At 65.7% G+C, this 18181-nt stretch carries 16 protein-coding genes; 14 read left to right on the top strand and 2 right to left on the bottom strand.

Annotation, left to right across the window (positions count from 1 at the left end; all coding sequences use genetic code 11):
- Positions 1–22: 22 nt before the first annotated feature.
- Positions 23–1045 carry a heat-inducible transcriptional repressor HrcA gene (hrcA, locus tag CV_RS07870; RefSeq protein ID WP_043595811.1) on the bottom strand — a complete coding sequence of 341 codons (1023 nt, stop codon included), beginning with the start codon at positions 1043–1045 and terminating at the stop codon, positions 23–25.
- 156 nt (positions 1046–1201) lie between these two features.
- On the opposite strand from hrcA, the gene recA reads away from it, so the two are divergent.
- The 6 genes from recA to CV_RS07840 all read left to right on the top strand — a co-directional run bounded on the left by recA (position 1202) and on the right by CV_RS07840 (position 7432).
- Positions 1202–2254: a recombinase RecA gene (gene recA, locus CV_RS07865; RefSeq protein WP_011135159.1), complete on the top strand. Its 1053-nt coding sequence runs from the start codon at positions 1202–1204 to the stop codon at positions 2252–2254.
- Positions 2254–2712 (top strand): recombination regulator RecX, encoded by a 459-nt coding sequence (gene recX / locus CV_RS07860; RefSeq protein WP_011135158.1) that lies wholly within the window; start codon positions 2254–2256, stop codon positions 2710–2712. Before recA ends, recX begins: the two co-directional genes overlap by 1 nt.
- Positions 2713–2715: 3 nt before the next feature.
- Complete coding sequence (locus CV_RS07855; protein ID WP_011135157.1) at positions 2716–3174, top strand: SRPBCC domain-containing protein; 459 nt, start codon at positions 2716–2718, stop codon at positions 3172–3174.
- A 64-nt stretch (positions 3175–3238) separates the two neighbouring features.
- Entirely contained in the window at positions 3239–5872 is a 2634-nt protein-coding gene (gene alaS, locus CV_RS07850; RefSeq protein ID WP_011135156.1) for an alanine--tRNA ligase, read from the top strand.
- A gap of 114 nt (positions 5873–5986) precedes the next feature.
- A complete protein-coding gene (locus tag CV_RS07845; protein ID WP_011135155.1) occupies positions 5987–6469 on the top strand; it encodes a GNAT family N-acetyltransferase in 483 nt (160 codons plus the stop codon).
- Positions 6470–6682: 213 nt separating this feature from the next.
- The gene (locus tag CV_RS07840) at positions 6683–7432 is read left to right on the top strand and encodes a substrate-binding periplasmic protein (protein ID WP_043595809.1); all 750 of its coding nucleotides are present in this window, start codon (positions 6683–6685) and stop codon (positions 7430–7432) included.
- A 154-nt stretch (positions 7433–7586) separates the two neighbouring features.
- On the opposite strand, the gene CV_RS07835 is transcribed toward CV_RS07840, so the two are convergent.
- Positions 7587–8354, bottom strand: coding sequence for a sulfite exporter TauE/SafE family protein (locus CV_RS07835; RefSeq protein WP_011135153.1), 768 nt, complete (start codon positions 8352–8354; stop codon positions 7587–7589).
- Between the two features lie 349 nt (positions 8355–8703).
- Between CV_RS07835 and CV_RS07830 the strand changes: the two genes are divergently transcribed.
- From CV_RS07830 to CV_RS07800, 8 genes are all read left to right on the top strand, one after another.
- Positions 8704–8892, top strand: coding sequence for a hypothetical protein (locus CV_RS07830; protein WP_011135152.1), 189 nt, complete (start codon positions 8704–8706; stop codon positions 8890–8892).
- A gap of 422 nt (positions 8893–9314) precedes the next feature.
- The gene (gene kdpF, locus CV_RS22820) at positions 9315–9404 is read left to right on the top strand and encodes a K(+)-transporting ATPase subunit F (protein ID WP_021476355.1); all 90 of its coding nucleotides are present in this window, start codon (positions 9315–9317) and stop codon (positions 9402–9404) included.
- A 2-nt stretch (positions 9405–9406) separates the two neighbouring features.
- A complete protein-coding gene (kdpA, locus tag CV_RS07825; RefSeq protein ID WP_011135151.1) occupies positions 9407–11215 on the top strand; it encodes a potassium-transporting ATPase subunit KdpA in 1809 nt (602 codons plus the stop codon).
- A 114-nt stretch (positions 11216–11329) separates the two neighbouring features.
- Positions 11330–13357: a potassium-transporting ATPase subunit KdpB gene (gene kdpB / locus CV_RS07820; RefSeq protein ID WP_230632134.1), complete on the top strand. Its 2028-nt coding sequence runs from the start codon at positions 11330–11332 to the stop codon at positions 13355–13357.
- 69 nt (positions 13358–13426) lie between these two features.
- The gene (gene kdpC / locus CV_RS07815) at positions 13427–14005 is read left to right on the top strand and encodes a potassium-transporting ATPase subunit KdpC (RefSeq protein ID WP_043595807.1); all 579 of its coding nucleotides are present in this window, start codon (positions 13427–13429) and stop codon (positions 14003–14005) included.
- A gap of 6 nt (positions 14006–14011) precedes the next feature.
- The gene (locus CV_RS07810; RefSeq protein ID WP_011135148.1) at positions 14012–16699 is read left to right on the top strand and encodes a DUF4118 domain-containing protein; all 2688 of its coding nucleotides are present in this window, start codon (positions 14012–14014) and stop codon (positions 16697–16699) included.
- A 20-nt stretch (positions 16700–16719) separates the two neighbouring features.
- Positions 16720–17454 (top strand): two-component system response regulator KdpE, encoded by a 735-nt coding sequence (kdpE, locus tag CV_RS07805; protein WP_011135147.1) that lies wholly within the window; start codon positions 16720–16722, stop codon positions 17452–17454.
- 280 nt (positions 17455–17734) lie between these two features.
- Positions 17735–18034 (top strand): hypothetical protein, encoded by a 300-nt coding sequence (locus CV_RS07800; RefSeq protein WP_011135146.1) that lies wholly within the window; start codon positions 17735–17737, stop codon positions 18032–18034.
- The last annotated feature ends 147 nt before the right edge of the window (positions 18035–18181 follow it).

Below are 18181 nucleotides of genomic sequence, written 5' to 3'. Positions count from 1 at the left end.
TTCTTTTGGGTATGGCTCGGATTCATTCACGGAAGGACAGCGCGTTGCTGACCAGGCGGGCGGTGATGTCGACGATGGGGATCACCCGCTCGTAGGCCATGCGCGTGGGGCCGACCACGCCGAGCGTGCCGACCACTTGGCCGTTGATGCAGTAGGGCGCGGTCACCACCGAGCATTCGTCCAGCGTCATGACTCCAGACTCCTCGCCGATGAAAATGTTCACGCCCTGCGCCTCCCTGCCCTGCGCCAGCAGCTTCAAGAGCTCGGTCTTGCGCTCGAACACGCCGAACAGCTCCCGCAGCCGCGACAGGTCGTCGGACAGGTCGTGCACCTGCAGCAGGCGCGAGCCGCCGCTGACCACCACGTCCTCGCTGCGCTTGGCCAGCGTCTGCTGGCCAAGCTTCACCGCGGCGGCCATCAGCTCGGCGATGTCTCCCTGCAGCTGCTTGAGCTCGCTCTCCACCCGCTGCGCGACGGCGCTCAGCCCTTGGCCGGCGTAATGCTGGTTGATGAAATTGCCGGCCTCGATCAACTCGCTCGGCGTGTAATCGCGCTCCGTCACCAGCAAATGGTTCTGCACGTCGCCGTCCAGCGTCACCAGTATCATCAGCACCCGCCGTTCGGACAGGCGCAGAAATTCGATCTGGCGGAAAGCGACGTCGCTGCGCTGCGGCGTCAGCACCACGCCGGCGAAACTGGTCAGCTCGGAGAGCAGCGACGACGCCGCCTGCACGATGCGCTGCGGGCTGTCCGGCTGCAGATTGGCCTCCAGTTCGTGGCGCGACAGCTCGTCCAGCGGCCGTATCGTCAGCAGCCGGTCGACGAACAACCGGTAGCCGCGCGCAGTGGGCACCCGGCCCGCCGAGGTGTGCGGCGAGGCGATCAGGCCCATGTTTTCCAGATCGGCCAGCACGTTGCGCACCGTGGCCGACGACAGCTCCACGCCGGGCAGCAGCGACAGGGTCTTGGAGGCGACCGGCTGACCGTCGGCGATGTACCGTTCGATCAGCGCCTTCAGCAAATGTTGGGCGCGTTCGTTCATCATGTCCCCATTGTACACATCCTGCACCGCGCCAAAAGGGGCCGTGGCGCGGCTTTACGACCATGGCACGAAAACCGCGGCCCCAAGCTGCTGTTGGCCCAGCTTTTTTCTGCGATAATCGCCCCCATCATTGGTCCGACTACCCCATTTGGAGACAGCATGGCTTCCGAAGACAAGAGCAAGGCGCTGGCCGCTGCCCTGGCCCAGATTGAAAAGCAATTTGGCAAGGGCTCGATCATGCGCATGAGCGACAACCAGATCACCGAAAACCTGCAAGTGATCTCCACCGGCTCGCTGACCCTGGACCTGGCGCTGGGCGTCGGCGGCCTGCCGCGCGGCCGCGTGGTCGAAATCTACGGCCCGGAGTCGTCGGGTAAAACCACCTTGTGTCTGCAGGCCGTGGCCGAGGCGCAAAAACTGGGCGGCACCTGCGCCTACATCGACGCCGAAAACGCGCTGGACCCGGTTTACGCGCAGAAGCTGGGCGTCAACGTCGAAGACCTGCTGATCTCGCAGCCGGACACCGGCGAGCAGGCGCTGGAAATCTGCGACATGCTGGTTCGCTCCAGCGGCGTGGACGTGATCGTGGTCGACTCCGTCGCCGCGCTGGTGCCCAAGGCTGAAATCGAGGGCGAGATGGGCGACAGCCACGTCGGCCTGCAGGCCCGCCTGATGAGCCAGGCGCTGCGCAAGCTGACCGGCAACATCAAGCGCACCAACACCCTGGTGATCTTCATCAACCAGATCCGCATGAAGATCGGCGTGATGTTCGGCAACCCGGAAACCACCACCGGCGGCAACGCGCTGAAGTTCTACGCCTCCGTGCGCCTGGACATCCGCCGCACCGGCGGCATCAAGAAGGGCGACGAAGTGATCGGCAACGACACTCGCGTCAAAGTGGTGAAGAACAAGGTGTCCCCGCCGTTCCGCCAGGCCGATTTCGAAATCCTGTACGGCGAGGGCATCTCGCGCCAGGGCGAAATCATCGAGCTGGGCGTCAAGCACGGCTTCATCGACAAGTCCGGCGCCTGGTACGCGTACAACGGCCAGAAGATCGGCCAGGGCAAGGACAACACCCGCGAATGGCTGAAAGCCAACCCGGCCATCGCCGACGAGATCGAGCGCAAGATCCGCGAAGCGGTGGGCGTGAAGATCGAAATCAACGAAAACCAGGGCGACGAAGAGTTCGCCGACGACGCCTTCGACGCCTGATGGCGGCGGAAGGCAAAAGCCTGAAGGCGCGGGCCGCCGAACTGCTGTCCCGCCGGGAATACACCCGGCAGGAACTGGTTCGGCGGCTCGCGCCTTTTGCCGACAGCGAGGACGAGCTCAACGCGGCGCTGGACGAGCTGGCCGCCTCGAACTGGCAGTCGGACGACCGCTTCGCCCGCCAGTTCGCCAGCAGCAAGGGAACAAAGTTCGGCAGCCGCCGCCTGGCGCAGGAAATGCGCCAGCGCGGCGTGGACAGCGACACCATACGCGAGGCGCTGTCCGGCCAGGACGACCTCGCCAGCGCGCGCGAGCAGTGGCGCAAGAAATTCGGCCGCCTGCCGGCCGACGCCGCGGAGAAAGCCAGGCAGTACCGTTTCCTGGCGCAGCGCGGCTTTCCGGCCGACGTGATCCGCCAGGTGCTGGCGGGCGGCGCGGACGACGACTTCTACGAGGACTGAGCCATGGCCACGCGCAGCATCGCCACCCAGATCGACATCGCCGCCAGCCCGGAGCGGGTGTGGCGGGTGCTGACAGACTGGCGGCGCTACCCGGAGTGGAACCCGTTCATCGTCGGCCTGCACGGCCGCCACGAAGCGGGCGCGCGGCTGGTGGCCACCCTCCGCCCGCCCGGCGGCCGCCACCTGACCTTCCGGCCGCGGCTGACGGCGTTCGATGCCGGCGCGCTGCTGGCCTGGCGCGGCGAACTGCTCGTTTCCGGCCTGCTGGACGGCGAGCACCGCTTCCGGCTGGAAGCGCTGGATGACGGCGGCACCCGCCTGCATCACGGCGAAGATTTCTCGGGCATTCTGCTGCCGCTGATCGGCGGCGGGCGGCTGGAACGCGTCCGCCAAGGCTTCCTGCAAATGAACCAGGCCTTGAAGCAGCGCTGCGAAGCGCTTGCCAGCCAGGCCCCGGCTTGACACAATCGATGGATTCGTCCTGGCACGGCGCCCGGACCAGATTTTGAAAATTGACCGAAAAATCATGAAAACCTCTGAAATTCGCAAGAAATTCCTGGATTTCTTCGCCTCCAAAGGCCACCAGGTAGTTCCCTCCAGCAGCCTGATCCCCGGCAACGACCCGACGCTGATGTTCACCGTCGCCGGCATGGTGCAATTCAAGGACGTGTTCCTGGGCTTCGAGAAGCGCGACTACACCCGCGCCACCACCAGCCAGAAATGCCTGCGCGCGGGCGGCAAGCACAACGACCTGGAAAACGTCGGCTACACCGCGCGCCACCATACCTTCTTCGAAATGCTGGGCAACTTCAGCTTCGGCGACTACTTCAAGCGCGACGCCATCACCTTCGCCTGGGAATTCCTCACCGGCGAGCAATGGCTGGCGCTGCCGAAGGACAAGCTGATGGTGACGGTGTACGCCACCGACGATGAAGCCTACGACATCTGGCACCAGACCGTCGGCCTGCCGGCCGACAAGATCGTCCGCATCGGCGACAACAAGGGCGCGCCGTACGCGTCCGACAACTTCTGGACCATGGGCGACACCGGCCCTTGCGGCCCGTGCACCGAGATCTTCTTCGACCACGGCCCGTCCGTCGCCGGCGGCCCTCCGGGCAGCCCGGACGAAGACGGCGACCGCTTCATGGAGATCTGGAACAACGTCTTCATGCAGTTCAACCGCGACGAAGCCGGCACGCTGCACCCGCTGCCCAAGCCATCCGTCGACACCGGCATGGGCCTGGAGCGCCTGTCCACCGTGCTGCAGCACGTGAAGTCCAACTACGAAACCGACGCGCTGGCCTGTCTGGTGCGCGCAGCCGCCCGCGAAACCGGCGTCGAATACAGCCAGGACGTGCCGTCGCTGAAAGTGATCGCCGACCACATCCGCGCCTGCTCCTTCATGGTCGCCGACGGCATTCTGCCGTCCAACGAGGGCCGCGGCTACGTGCTGCGCCGCATCGCCCGCCGCGCGATCCGCCACGGCTACAAGCTGGGCCAGAAGGGCCTGTTCTTCCACAAGATCGTCGCCGACCTGGTCGCCGAGATGGGCGAAGCCTATCCGGAGCTGCGCGAGAAGCAGGCCCATATCGAGGACGCGCTGCGCGCCGAGGAAATCAAGTTCGCCGAAACGCTGGAAATCGGCATGGGCCTGGTGGACTCCGCGCTGGAAGGCGGCAAGACGGCGCTGGACGGCGACACCATCTTCAAGCTGTACGACACCTTCGGCTTCCCGGTGGACCTGACCGCCGACATCTGCCGCGAGCGCGGCATCCACGCCGACCTGGAAGGCTTCGAGCGCGCGATGGAGGCCCAGCGCGAGCGCGGCCGCGCCGGCTCCAACTTCAAGATGAGCGGCAAGATCGCCTACGACGGCGAAGACACCCGTTTCCACGGCTACGACAAGTCCAGCGTCGAGGCCAAAGTGCTGGCGCTGTACAAGGGCACCGATCCGGTCGACAGCCTGTCCGCCGGCGACGAAGGCATCGTGGTGCTGGATGGCACCGCCTTCTACGCCGAGGGCGGCGGCCAGGTGGGCGACGTCGGCGAAATCTCCGCCGCCGGCGGCATCGCCGCGCTGTTCGACGTGGCCGACACCCAGAAGATTCAGGGCGCGGCCTTCGGCCACAAGGGCAAGCTCGCCCGCGGCGCGCTGAAAGTGGGCGACGCCGTCACCGCCACCATCGACCTGCACCAGCGCCAGGCCAGCGCCCGCAACCACTCGGCCACCCACCTGCTGCACGCGGCATTGCGCCATGTGCTGGGCGGCCACGTGGTGCAGAAGGGTTCGCTGGTGAACCCGGAACGCACCCGCTTCGACTTCGCCCACGGCGAAGCCGTCACCGCCGCGCAGATCGCCGAGCTGGAGCGCGTGGTCAACCACGTGATCGCCGCCAACTACGAGGTCAAGGCCGAGCTGATGAGCATGGAAGCGGCGCAGAAGTCCGGCGCGATGATGCTGTTCGGCGAAAAATACGGCGACGAGGTCCGCGTGCTGACCATGGGCGACTTCTCCGCCGAACTGTGCGGCGGCACCCACGTCAAGCGCACCGGCGACATCGGCCTGTTCAAGATCGTCGCCGAAGGCGGCGTGGCCGCCGGCGTGCGCCGCATCGAAGCGGTCACCGGCGAAGGCGCGCTGGCCTACATCCAGGCCCAGGACGCGCTGATCAAGGAAGCCGCCGCCGCGCTGAAAGCGCAGACCAGCGACGAAGTGCTGGCCAAGATCGCCGCGCTGCAGGACAGCGCCAAGGCGCTGGAGAAGGAGCTGGCCAAGCTGAAGGGACAACTGGCCTCTTCCGCCGGCGACAGCCTGGCCGACGCCGCCGCCGACATCAACGGCGTCAAGGTGCTGGCCGCCGAGCTGCCGGGCGCCGACAACACCGCGCTGCGCGAGACGCTGGACAAGCTGAAGGACAAGCTGGGCTCCGCGGCCATCGTGCTGGCCGCCAAGGGCGACGGCAAAGTGGCGCTGGTGGCCGGCGTCACCGCCGACCTGACCGGCAAGCTGAAAGCCGGCGAACTGGTCAACTTCGTCGCCCAGCAAGTAGGCGGCAAGGGCGGCGGCCGCCCCGACATGGCCCAGGCCGGCGGCACCCAGCCGGAAAACCTGGACGCCGCGCTGAACGGCGTGCAAGCCTGGGTGGCCGGCAAGCTGTAAACCGTCCCCTCGTGTTGCGCAGAACAAACGGCCGCATGGATTCCATGTGGCCGTTTTTCATATCTTCATAATTTTTCATTACACTCGACGGCGGCCCATCCTCAGGAGCACGCCATGAGCGACACCGCATTTCGCCTCGCCGGCTGGGACGACCTCCCCGCCATCCGCCTGTTGCTGCAACAGGCCTTCGGCCCGCTGCAAACGATGCTGCCCAGCCGCCCCACCGCGCTGGACGAAACCGTCGCCAGCCTGACCGGCCACCTGGCCAGCGGCAGCCAGATCTTCGTCGCCGAACGGCAAGGACAGCCGGTGGCCTGCCTGCTGGTGCTGCCGCCCGACGACGGCTGCGCCGAAGTCAAGCGCGTCTGCACCCATCCGGACTGGCAAGGCTACGGCCTCGGATCGGCGTTGATGAGCCACGCGGAACATCAGCTCAGCCGCCAGGGCGTGCGGAAACTGAAGCTGTCCACCCGGCGGCGCCTGCCCGACAACCTGCGCTTCTACCAGCGGCTGGGTTACAGCCAGAGCGCGATCCAGCCCTATCCGGCCGGCGTCGACGATGAGCGCATCGAGCTGAGCAAGACGCTGGCCGCATGAGCAGGCTGTAATACAACAGATAATCCAAACCAACAGAATCTGTAAGTTTGTTTCAAGTCAAAGCAAGCAGAATCAAGAATTACTAATATAACGATGCTTCTTATGGCTTCTCCTTTGTTGTTTGCTTCGATGCCCCGGTTCCACCGGGGCTCTTTTTTTATCCGCCGCGCTTATAGTGGGAAAAGAAAGCATGCCAACGCACCGGTGAAACCCATGCGCGCCCGCCTCATTGCCCTGCTGCTCGCACTCGCCTCCCCCATCATCCGCGCCGAAGCGCCGCCTCCCGACCTGCTGGCGCTGACCGAAACCCTTCCCCCGCTCAGCTACGAGGAGGACGGCGCCCGCAAAGGCTTCGCCAATGAATTGCTGCAGATGATGTTGCACGACAGCGGCTTGCGCGCGGCGGTGGAAATCAAACCCTGGAGCCGGGCGCTGCGCGAAGCCCAGCAAACGCCCAACACCCTGCTCTACCTGACGGTCAGGACGCCGGAGCGGGAGGCGTGGTTCAAATGGGTGGGCCCAGCGCTGCCGCTGCCCATCGAGCTGTTTCGGCTGAGCGGCCCCAACGCCGTCCCCTTCTTTGCGCTGGAAGACCTCAGCCGGGCCAGGGTGGCGGTGGCGCGGGACACGCCGGGACAGAAGATGCTGGAAGACCTGGGCTTGTCCGACAGGGACGCGCTGGTGCTAACCAACGACGAAGCCCAATCCGCCAAGCTGCTGTACGCGCGCCGGGTGCAGTTCAGCGTCGGCGTCGCCCTGTTCCAACGCTACGCGGCGCGCAAGCAGGGACTGGATCCCGAACGGCTGGAATCGGTGCGCGTGCTGGACGACCATACCCGGTTCTACTTCGCGTTGCAGAAGGACAGCAAGCCGGAATACGCCGCCCGGCTGCAGGCGGCGCTGGACAGAATCAAGCAGGATGGCCGCTATGCCGCGCTGCTGAAACGCTACAACCATCCATAGGGAACAAAGCGGCAAAGAAAGCGCGGCGCCGCCCCTCTCCAAACGCCAGCGCCGCTGGCAAAGCCCCTAGCCAAGGCGCGCCGACGCAGACAGCGCAATCTCACCGCCAGAAGGCGCGGGGCGGAGTCCGGGCTTTTGTCAGCGGCGCGAAAAGCTAAAGCACCAGCTTGCCGCCAACCAAGGCCAGCATCACCGCCAGCGCCGGCCGCAGCCAGTGGTCGGACAGACGGCCGGCCAGGCGGCTGCCCAGCCAGATGCCCGGCAGCGAGCCGCTGAGCAGCTTCAGCAGCAACATCCAGTCGAGATGGCCCATGCCGGCGTGGCCCAGGCCCGCCACCAGCGTCAGCGGCACCGCGTGGGCGATCTCGGTGCCGACCAGCCGGGAAGTCGGCAAGGTCGGGTACAACATGAACAGGGCCAGCGTGCCCAGGGCGCCGGCGCCGATGGAGCTCAGCGTCACCAATACGCCCAGCATCACGCCGACCAGCGCCGTCGGCCACCAGCGACCGTCTGCGCCCAGCTTCGCCGCATGATGGCCGCCGACTTTCAGCAGCCAGGGCTTGAACAGGATGGCGAAAGCCGTCAGCAGCAGCGCCAGTCCCAGCACGAAACGGAACAGTGCGTCCATCACCTGGGCCGGCACATGCAGCCAGGACAGCAGGCCCAGCGTCAGCAGCGCCGCGGGCACGCTGCCCAACGACAAATGCCAGGTAATGCGCCAGTCTATGTGGCGCTGCCGATGGTGGACCACCACGCCGCCGGCCTTGGTCACCGCGGCATACAGCAGGTCGGTGCCGACTGCGGTTGCCGGCGAAATGCCGAACCACAGCAGAATGGGCGTCATCAGCGAGCCGCCGCCCACGCCGGTCAAGCCGACGATGAAACCGACGGCCAACCCCGCCACCGTATATCCCAAATCCATGGGAACCCCCATTCATGCTGCAAGATGTCCTTGATGCTACGCGCTTTGCTTATAACAATTTAGACCTATTAGCTACAACAATATGAGTATTAAACCTAAAACCATGCTTGCATGCAGGCTTCATCGCATCGTCAAGCCCATGTAACAAGACCCGACTATGTTTTGATATGAACAAAACGACAAGGAACGCCACAACCCCTTCCCGATTTACACCCAAGTGCTTTACAAACCTGACAAATCGCGTCAACTTGATACCGTCAGGGCGCAGCCTGACCGCTTGCGACACCCAACAGCACGCCAGCCGCCAGGCCCCCTGAGAAGCCCACGTTTCGAGATCGAAAGGTGCAGGATGATTTCTCGTATCCCCCTGAGCGTTCGCAGAAAACAAGCCCGTGACCAGCATGAAAGCTTTCTCTACGCGGTAGCCAAGCCGCAGCTGAGCGATGAGGAGCGATCTCGCCAGCAGAAAGTCCGCCAGCGCGCGCACGACCGCGACGATGCCCGCTTCCTGGCCGACCGCTGCGACGATTTGTTCTGATCGCCACCTCCCCTTCGCCAGGGGCCTCGCGGGCCCCGCGACAGCCTATCTCTCGCCCAAGGCTGACTCCTCTTTGTTTTTTCTTTACATCCCCTCTCCCGCCCGAACGACCCGTTGATGACCAACAGGCAAGGCGACCAAACTTGCCAAGGCCTTGGCGTTTAACCTAAAGAAAATTCAAAAAAATCGCCAAACCTGTAATTAATCGATCAAAAAATTACCGATAAAGATAATTTTTATATTTTCTTTATGCCTGCCCGCGCGCTTTTATCAGGTTTTTGACGCCGGTTTGATTACCTTCCACATCGCACATTACGCATGGAGATTTTCGTTATGGATCTGCTCTACCTGGGCCTGGTCGCGCTGTTCGGCGCGCTGACCTGGCTCCTGATCGCAGCCTGCGACCGCTTGGGAGGCAAGCAATGACCGCCTGGTACCTGATCAGCGCCCTGCTGGCGCTGGGACTGTTCGTCTATCTGATCTACGCATTGGTCAAACCGGAGAATTTCTAATCATGAGCACACCCGCCATGCTGCAACTAGGGCTGTTCTTGGTTGTGCTGATCGCGCTGGCCTGGCCGCTGGGCGCCTACATGACGCGCGTCATGCAGGGGGAGAACATCGGCCCGGCGCGCTGGTGCGCGCCGCTGGAACGCGGCTTTTACCGCCTCGCCGGCATCAAGCAGGAGGAGGAGATGGGCTGGCGCGGCTACGCGGTGGCGCTGATCCTGTTCAACGTGCTGGGCGTGGCCGCCGTCTACGCGCTGCAACGGCTGCAAGGCATGCTGCCGTTCAATCCGCAGGCGATGGCCGCGGTATCGCCCGACTCCTCGTTCAACACCGCCATTTCCTTCGTCACCAATACCAACTGGCAAGGCTATGGCGGCGAAACCACGATGAGCTACCTGACCCAGATGCTGGGTCTGACGGTGCAGAACTTCGTGTCCGCCGCCACCGGCGCCGCGGTGGTGATCGCGCTGATCCGCGGCTTCGCCCGCCACAGCAGTGCCAAGATCGGCAATTTCTGGGTCGACGTCACCCGGATGACGCTGTACGTGCTGCTGCCGCTGGCTGTGGTATTCGCGCTGGTTTTCACCCAGCAGGGCGCCATCCAGAACCTGTCCGCCTACCAGGACGTCCATACCGTCGAAACCGTCAAATACCAGCAGCCCAAGCAGGACGCCAAGGGCAACCCGGTGCTGGGCAAGGACGGCAAACCCGTCATGGAGGACAAGACCAGCCAGACGCAAACCCTGCCCATGGGCCCGGTGGCCTCGCAGGAAGCAATCAAGATGCTGGGCACCAACGGCGGCGGCTTCTTCAACGCCAACTCCGCCCACCCGTTTGAGAACCCGACCCCGCTGGCCAACTTCCTGCAGGACATCGCGATCTTCCTGATCCCGGCCGCGCTGTGCTTCTTGTTCGGCCGCATGGTCGGCGACCGCCGCCAAGGCTGGGCCATCCTCGCCGCGATGACCATCATGTTCGCCACCGCGGTGGTGGTGGAAACCCGCGCCGAGCAGGCCGGCGTGCCGCAATACAGCTCGCTGGGCATAGACCAGCGCGCCAGCCAGCTGCAATCCGGCGGCAATATGGAAGGCAAGGAAGCCCGCTTCGGCATCATCGACACCTCGCTGTTCGTCGCCGTGACCACCTCCGCCTCCTGCGGCGCGGTCAACGCGATGCACGACTCGCTGACGCCGATCGGCGGCCTGGTGCCGATGTTCCTGATGCAGTTGGGCGAAGTGGTGTTCGGCGGCGTCGGCTCCGGCCTGTACGGCATGCTGATCTTCGCCATCCTGGCGGTGTTCATCGCCGGCCTGATGGTGGGTCGCACGCCGGAATACCTGGGCAAGAAGATCGAAACCTACGAGATGAAGATGACCGCGATCACCATCCTGGTGACGCCGACCCTGGTGCTGGCGCTGACCGCGATCGCCGTCAGCCTGGCCGCCGGCAAGGCCGGCATCGCCAATCCGGCCGCGCACGGCTTCAGCGAGATCCTGTACGCGTTCACCTCGGCCGCCAACAACAACGGCAGCGCCTTCGCCGGCCTGTCCGCCAACACGCCGTTCTACAACATCATGACCGGCCTCGCGATGTTCTTCGGCCGCTTCTTCATGATCGTGCCCATCCTGGCCATCGCCGGCTCGCTGGCCGCCAAGAAGCGCCTGGCCGTCACCGGCGGCACCCTGCCCACCCACGGCCCGCTGTTCGTGACGCTGCTGATCGGCACCGTGCTGCTGGTGGGCGCCCTCAACTATGTTCCGGCCCTGGCGCTGGGGCCGGTGGTCGAGCACCTGCAAATGCTCGCCGCCCGCTAAGCCCGTCAGTCAAGGAAATTCGATATGAACGACAACAATCATTCCAAACCGCTGGCGGCGGCCCCCGACGCCGGCCACAAGAGCGCGAGCAAGTCGCTGCTCGATCCGGCGCTGATGAAGCCCGCCATCGTCGACTCGTTCAGGAAGCTGTCGCCGCGCACCCAGTGGCGCAATCCGGTGATGTTCGTGGTGTACGCAGGCAGCATCCTGACCACCGCGCTGTGGATCCAGTCGCTGGGCGGCCACGGAGAGGCCCCGTCCGGCTTCATCCTGGCCGTGGCGCTGTGGCTGTGGTTCACCGTGCTGTTCGCCAACTTCGCCGAGGCGCTGGCCGAGGGCCGCAGCAAGGCCCAGGCCGCCAGCCTGCGCTCCGCCAAGAAGAACGTGGTGGCCAAGAAGCTGGCCGGCGGCAATCACGGCGCCGCCAAGAGCATCGTCGACGGCGCCACCTTGCGCAAAGGGGACTTCGTGCTGGTGGAGGCCGGCGACGTGATCCCGGTGGACGGCGACGTGGTGGAAGGCGTGGCCTCGGTCGACGAATCCGCGATCACCGGCGAATCCGCGCCGGTGATCCGCGAGTCCGGCGGCGACTTCTCCTCCGTCACCGGCGGCACCCGCGTGCTGTCCGACTGGATCGTGGTCAAGATCACCGCCAACCCGGGCGAAACCTTCCTCGACCGCATGATCGCGATGGTGGAAGGCGCCAAGCGCCAGAAGACGCCGAACGAGATCGCGCTGACCATCCTCTTGGTGGCGCTGACCATCGTGTTCCTGATCGTCACCGTGACCCTGCTGCCGTTTTCGCTGTTCAGCGTGGACGCGGCCAAAGCCGGCACGCCGATCAGCATCACCACCCTGGTGGCGCTGCTGGTCTGCCTGATTCCGACCACCATCGGCGGCCTCTTGTCCGCCATCGGCGTGGCCGGCATGAGCCGGATGATGGGCGCCAACGTGATCGCCACCTCCGGCCGCGCGGTGGAAGCCGCCGGAGACGTCGACGTGCTGCTGCTGGACAAGACCGGCACCATCACGCTGGGCAACCGCCAGGCATCGGCTTTCATCCCGGCCCCGGGCGTATCGGAGAAAGACCTGGCCGACGCCGCCCAGCTGGCGTCCTTGGCCGACGAAACGCCGGAAGGCCGCAGCGTGGTGGTGCTGGCCAAGCAGAAATTCAACCTGCGCGAACGCCAGCTGGCCAGCCACGAGGCCGTGTTCATCCCGTTCACCGCGCAGACCCGGATGTCCGGCATCGACTACGACGGCCGCCAGATCCGCAAGGGCGCCATCGACGCCATCCGCCGCCACATCGCGGAACAAGGCGGCCAGTTCCCGGACGCGCTGGCGAAAAGCGCCGAGGACGTGGCGCGCCGCGGCTCCACCCCGCTGCTGGTGGCCGAAGGCGACCGCGCGCTGGGCGTGATCGAGCTGAAGGACATCGTCAAGGGCGGCATCAAGGAACGTTTCGCCGAGCTGCGCCAGATGGGCATCAAGACGGTGATGATCACCGGCGACAACCCGCTCACCGCCGCCGCCATCGCCGCCGAGGCCGGCGTGGACGACTACCTGGCCGAAGCCACGCCGGAAGCCAAGCTCAAGCTGATCCGCAGCCACCAGGCCGAAGGCAAGCTGGTGGCGATGACCGGCGACGGCACCAACGACGCGCCGGCGCTGGCCCAGGCCGACGTGGCGGTGGCGATGAACACCGGCACCCAGGCGGCCAAGGAAGCCGGCAATATGGTGGATCTAGACTCCAATCCCACCAAGCTGATCGAGATCGTCGAAATCGGCAAGCAGATGCTGATGACGCGGGGCTCGCTGACCACCTTCTCCATCGCCAACGATGTGGCCAAGTACTTCGCCATCATCCCGGCGGCGTTCGCCAGCACCTATCCGCAGCTGAACGCGCTGAACGTGATGGGCCTGAACAGCCCGGCCTCGGCCATCATGTCGGCGGTGATCTTCAACGCCGTCATCATCGTGGCGCTGATTCCGCTGGCGCTGAAAGGCGTGAAATACCATGCCAGAAGCGCGGCCGAGCTGCTGCGCGGCAACCTGCTGGTCTACGGCCTGGGCGGCCTGTTGGTGCCCTTCGCCGGCATCAAGCTGATCGACATGCTGCTGGGCGCGATGGGCCTGGTGTAAGCGGCGGGCCAGGCCTCCGGAACGACGGTGGCCTGGCGGCGCGGCGTCAAAAGATTGGAAAGGATTATCATGAAAGTCATTCGTCCCCTGCTGGTGGTATTCGGCGGCCTGTCGCTGATCACCGGCCTCGCCTACCCGCTCGTCACCACCGGCATCGCCCAGGCGGCGTTCCCGGCCCAGGCCAACGGCAGCCTGATCGAGAAAGACGGCAAGGTGGTGGGCTCGCGCCTGATCGGCCAGAATTTCGCCGGCGAGCAATACTTCTGGGGCCGCCCGTCGGCCACCAGCCCGATGCCGTACAACGCCGGCAACTCCGGCGGCTCCAACCTGGGTCCGACCAATCCGGCGCAGCTGGCCGCGGTGAAAGGCAATGTGGAAGCCATCCGCAAGGCGCACCCGACCCAGACCGGCCCGGTGCCGGTGGACTTGGTGACCGCGTCCGCCAGCGGCCTGGACCCGGAAATCTCGGTGGCCTCCGCCTATTACCAGGTTGACCGCGTCGCGGCCGCGCGTAAACTGCCGGCAGACGCGGTGCGCAAGCTGGTCGACGGCCGCATCGTCGGCGAAACCTTCGGCCTCTTGGGCGAGCCGCGCGTCAACGTGCTGGAGCTGAACCTGGCGCTGGACGAACTCTCGAAGAAAGCCTAAACCCGCATGACCGATCAGCGCCCCGACCCGGATGCCCTGCTGGACGAACTGAAACGCGAAGCGCTGGAAGCGCAGCGCGGACGCCTGAAGATATTCTTCGGCGCCTGCGCCGGCGTCGGCAAGACCTACGCCATGCTGGCCGCAGCGCGCGTCAAGCGCCAGGAAGGCGTGCGGGTGCTGGTCGGCGTGGTGGAAACCCACGGCCGCAAGGAAACCGCCGAGCAGCTGGAGGGGCTGGACATCCTGCCCCTCAGCCGCATCGAGTACAAGGGCCGCGCCTTGTCGGAATTCGACATCGACGCGGCGCTGGCCGCCAAACCCCAGCTGATCCTGATCGACGAGTTCGCCCACTCCAACGCCCCCGGCTCGCGCCATCCCAAGCGCTGGCAGGACGTGGAGGAGCTGCTGGCCGCCGGCATCGACGTATACACGACGCTGAACGTGCAGCATTTGGAGAGCCTTAACGATGTGGTCGGCCAGATCACCGGCATCATCGTCAGGGAAACGCTGCCGGACCATGTGTTCGACATGGCCGATGAAGTCTCGCTGGTGGACCTGCCGCCGGACGAGCTGCTGTCCCGCCTCGCAGCCGGCAAGGTCTACCTGCCGCACCAGGCCGAGCGCGCGGTCAAGAACTTTTTCCGCAAGGGCAATCTGCTGGCGCTGCGCGAACTGGCGCTCAGGCGCACCGCCGACCGGGTCGACGCCCAGATGCGCGCCTACCGCGCCGACCAGTCGATCAAGCCGGTGTGGCACGCGCGCGAGCGGCTGCTGGTCTGCGTCGGCCCAGGCCCAGGCACCGAGAAGCTGGTGCGCAGCGCCAAGCGCCTGGCCGCCAACCTGGACGCCGATTGGATCGCCGTCTACGTGGAAACGCCGCGCTTGCAGCGGCTGCCCGAAGAGCAGCGCGCGCGGATTCTGAAAGGGCTGAAGCTGGCGCAGGAGCTGGGCGCGGAAACCACGGTGCTGGGCGGCAGCTCGCTGGCCGCCACCCTGCTCGCCTACGCCCGCACCCGCAACGTGTCCAAGCTGGTGGTCGGCAAGTCCAACCGCGGCTGGGCCGCGCGCCTGTGGGAAGGCTCGCTGGTCGGCGAACTCAGCCGCCTGTCCGGCGACGTCGATGTCTACGTGGTCGCGCACGAACTGGAAGAAGAAGCCGACCAGCGGGGCAAGCGCGTGCCCAGCCTGCTGTTCAGCGATAGCGAGTCCGGCCACGCCGCCCGCGGCTACCTGGCCGCCGCCGCCATCTGCTTCGCCACCACCGAGCTCAACCACCTGCTGGTGCCCTACTTCGCGCTGTCCAACGTGATCATGGTGCACCTGCTGGCGGTGGTGCTGATCGCCACCCGCTACGGCCGCGGGCCGGGCGTGCTGGCATCCTTCCTGTCGGTCGCGGCCTTCGACTTTTTCTTCGTGCCGCCGCAGCTGTCGTTCGCGGTATCCGACACCCAGTACCTGCTCACCTTCGGCGTGATGCTGGTGGTGGCGCTGATCATCAGCCAGCTGACCGCCCGCTTCCGCTTCGAGGCCACCATCGCCACCTACCGCGAGCGCCGCACCCGCGCGCTGTACGACCTGGGCCGCGAGCTGGCCAGCGCGCTGACCGCGTCGCAGATCATCGAAACCGCGGTCGGCCGGCTGGAGCCGCTGTTCCGCGCCAAGGTGATGCTGTTCATCCCCAATAGCGAGGACCGGCTGCGCGCCGCCACCGAAACCGGCAACGACGCCGACGCCGGGGTCGCGCAGTGGGTGTTCGACAACCAGCAGCCCGCCGGCCTCGGCACCAATACGCTGCCGTCCAACGCCGCGCTTTACGTGCCGCTGAAGGCCCCGATGCGCGTGCGCGGCGTGATCGCGCTGCTGCCGGAGGACGCGGTTCACCCTTTCCTGCCGGAACAGCAGCGGCTGCTGGAGACCTGCGCCGCGCAGATCGCGCTGGCGCTGGAGCGAGTGCATTACGTGGAGGTGGCGCAGGACGCCATCGTGGCGATGGAGTCAGAGCGTCTCCGCAACAGCGTGCTGTCGGTGGTGTCGCACGACCTGCGCACGCCGCTGACCACCATGCTGGGCCTGGCCAATATGCTGAACGCCCCCACCCTGCCGCCCGGCCGGCAAAGCGAGATCGCCCAGTCCATACAGGACGAGGCGATACGGATGACCAAGCTGGTGACCAACCTGCTGGACATGGCCAAGCTGCAGTCGGGCGTCAAGCTGAACAAGGAATGGCAGCTGCTGGACGAAGTGGTTGGCAGCGCGGTGCGCGCCTGCGAGCACAGCCTGCGCCATCACAAGCTGGAGCTCAAGCTCAGCCGCGATCTGCCGGTGCTGGAATACGACGCGGTGCTGATAGAGCGGGTGCTGGTCAACCTGCTGGAAAACGCCGGCAAATACACGCCGGCCGGCTCCCGCATCGAACTGGCCGCCCGGCACGATGGCGACAAGGTGCGCATCACCGTCACCGACGACGGCCCCGGCCTGCCCGCCAGCATGGAGCACAGGGCCTTCGACAAGTTCACGCGCGGCGCGCCGGAATCGACCACGCCCGGCGTCGGGCTGGGCCTGGCCATCTGCCGCGCCATCATCGAAAACCATGGCGGAACGATAGAAGCCGGCAACGCGCAGCCGCACGGCGCCCGCTTCTCCTTCACGCTGCCGGCCGGCTCTCCGCCCGAGCTGCCGCCGGAAGACGCCTGAAACCACAAGAGCGACAAGACATGAACGACGCCCCCATTTCCGTAGTGATCATCGAGGACGAGAAGCCGATCCGCCGCTTCCTGTCCGCCGCGCTGGAAGAGGAAAAACTCACCGTCTACGAAGCGGAAACCGGCAAGCAGGGACAGATCGAGGTGGCCACCCGCAAGCCCGATCTGGTCATCCTGGACCTGGGGCTTCCGGACATGAACGGCATAGACGTGATCAAGAGCCTGCGCGAATGGACCGACATCCCCATCCTGGTGCTGTCGGCGCGCACTCAGGAGACCGAAAAGGTAGCGGCGCTGGACGCCGGCGCCGACGACTACCTGACCAAGCCCTTCGGCGTGGCCGAATGCCTGGCGCGGATCCGGGTGCTGCTGCGCCGGCGCATCCACGGCAGCGCCGCGCCGCAGCAAACCTTCCAGTTCGGCGACATCCGCGTCGACCTGGTCAACCGCCTGGTGCACAAGGGCGACGCGCCGGTGCATCTGACGCCGATCGAATACCGGCTGCTGTCCACGCTGATCCGCAACGCCGGCAAGGTGATCACCCACCGCGAACTGCTGCTCGCGGTCTGGGGCCCGTCCTTCTCCGAACACAACCAGTACCTGCGCGTCTACATGGGCCATTTGCGGCAGAAGCTGGAAGACAACCCCGCGATGCCGCGCCACATCGTCACCGAAACCGGCGTCGGCTACCGACTGATCGAAAACGCGCCGGAACAGCCGGCCCGCGATGCCGCGGCCCAGGGTTGACAGCCCGCTGCCATCGGCATAGTCTAATGTTCATGCGCCGATTTGACACAGCTTGCGGGCGCTCGATAAATGCCAGCTAAAGCGTATCCGGATCAACCCGCTTGCGCTTAATGGCCAGCGGGTTTTTTCATGCTGGCCGGCATGCTCTCCCGCAAGCGGTTCCGGATCGGTTCAGGCGCCGAGTTAATGACAACTTGCAGGGCGCCGAAAAATCCTGCTAAAGCGTCGCCGGCCGTCCGGGCCCGGCACGCGCAGCGCGACCGAACCTGGGAGAGCCAAAATGTACGACTGCCTGCAAGACAGCTATACCGATTTCTCTTTTGCGATTTTTGATGCCGTGGGAAGACCTCGCCCCCTGTGTGGCAGCCTGAGCGCCACACCGCTGCCGTCCGGCGACGACAGCGCCCTGCACGACCTTGCCGCCTTCGCCCGCGACCAGGGCTATGACATAGACCGATGCGAACAGCAACTGACCGTCCGCGACATCAGCCTGGCCGACGCGCTGGCGATCAACACCCGCTTCGGCGGCGCGCTGATCATCAGCTGCGATTTGCGCCGTGACCCGCCGGTGCGCTTCTGATCGCCGCGGCCGCAGCCTGCTCCAGGCCGCGGCAAGCCTGCGGCCCGGAATGAGAATCCGACGGCGAAAGCTGGCCGGTCCACATGCAGACAGTATTCCGGCCGGACCGCTATAATGGACAGTTTCTGCCCCGAATCCGCAGGACCG

Origin of the sequence: Chromobacterium violaceum ATCC 12472 (assembly GCF_000007705.1) — a bacterium.
GTDB classification, from domain to species: Bacteria; Pseudomonadota; Gammaproteobacteria; order Burkholderiales; family Chromobacteriaceae; genus Chromobacterium; species Chromobacterium violaceum.
This window is presented reverse-complemented; position numbering and strand designations above follow the sequence as displayed.

What these genes read in the sequence shown, in the direction of transcription:
- hrcA (WP_043595811.1), bottom strand. Translation starts at nt 1,045, where the DNA reads ATGATGAACGAACGCGCCCAACATTTGCTGAAGGCGCTGATCGAACGG.
- recA (WP_011135159.1), top strand. Translation starts at nt 1,202, where the DNA reads ATGGCTTCCGAAGACAAGAGCAAGGCGCTGGCCGCTGCCCTGGCCCAG.
- recX (WP_011135158.1), top strand. Translation starts at nt 2,254, where the DNA reads ATGGCGGCGGAAGGCAAAAGCCTGAAGGCGCGGGCCGCCGAACTGCTG.
- CV_RS07855 (WP_011135157.1), top strand. Translation starts at nt 2,716, where the DNA reads ATGGCCACGCGCAGCATCGCCACCCAGATCGACATCGCCGCCAGCCCG.
- alaS (WP_011135156.1), top strand. Translation starts at nt 3,239, where the DNA reads ATGAAAACCTCTGAAATTCGCAAGAAATTCCTGGATTTCTTCGCCTCC.
- CV_RS07845 (WP_011135155.1), top strand. Translation starts at nt 5,987, where the DNA reads ATGAGCGACACCGCATTTCGCCTCGCCGGCTGGGACGACCTCCCCGCC.
- CV_RS07840 (WP_043595809.1), top strand. Translation starts at nt 6,683, where the DNA reads ATGCGCGCCCGCCTCATTGCCCTGCTGCTCGCACTCGCCTCCCCCATC.
- CV_RS07835 (WP_011135153.1), bottom strand. Translation starts at nt 8,354, where the DNA reads ATGGATTTGGGATATACGGTGGCGGGGTTGGCCGTCGGTTTCATCGTC.
- CV_RS07830 (WP_011135152.1), top strand. Translation starts at nt 8,704, where the DNA reads ATGATTTCTCGTATCCCCCTGAGCGTTCGCAGAAAACAAGCCCGTGAC.
- kdpF (WP_021476355.1), top strand. Translation starts at nt 9,315, where the DNA reads ATGACCGCCTGGTACCTGATCAGCGCCCTGCTGGCGCTGGGACTGTTC.
- kdpA (WP_011135151.1), top strand. Translation starts at nt 9,407, where the DNA reads ATGAGCACACCCGCCATGCTGCAACTAGGGCTGTTCTTGGTTGTGCTG.
- kdpB (WP_230632134.1), top strand. Translation starts at nt 11,330, where the DNA reads ATGAAGCCCGCCATCGTCGACTCGTTCAGGAAGCTGTCGCCGCGCACC.
- kdpC (WP_043595807.1), top strand. Translation starts at nt 13,427, where the DNA reads ATGAAAGTCATTCGTCCCCTGCTGGTGGTATTCGGCGGCCTGTCGCTG.
- CV_RS07810 (WP_011135148.1), top strand. Translation starts at nt 14,012, where the DNA reads ATGACCGATCAGCGCCCCGACCCGGATGCCCTGCTGGACGAACTGAAA.
- kdpE (WP_011135147.1), top strand. Translation starts at nt 16,720, where the DNA reads ATGAACGACGCCCCCATTTCCGTAGTGATCATCGAGGACGAGAAGCCG.
- CV_RS07800 (WP_011135146.1), top strand. Translation starts at nt 17,735, where the DNA reads ATGTACGACTGCCTGCAAGACAGCTATACCGATTTCTCTTTTGCGATT.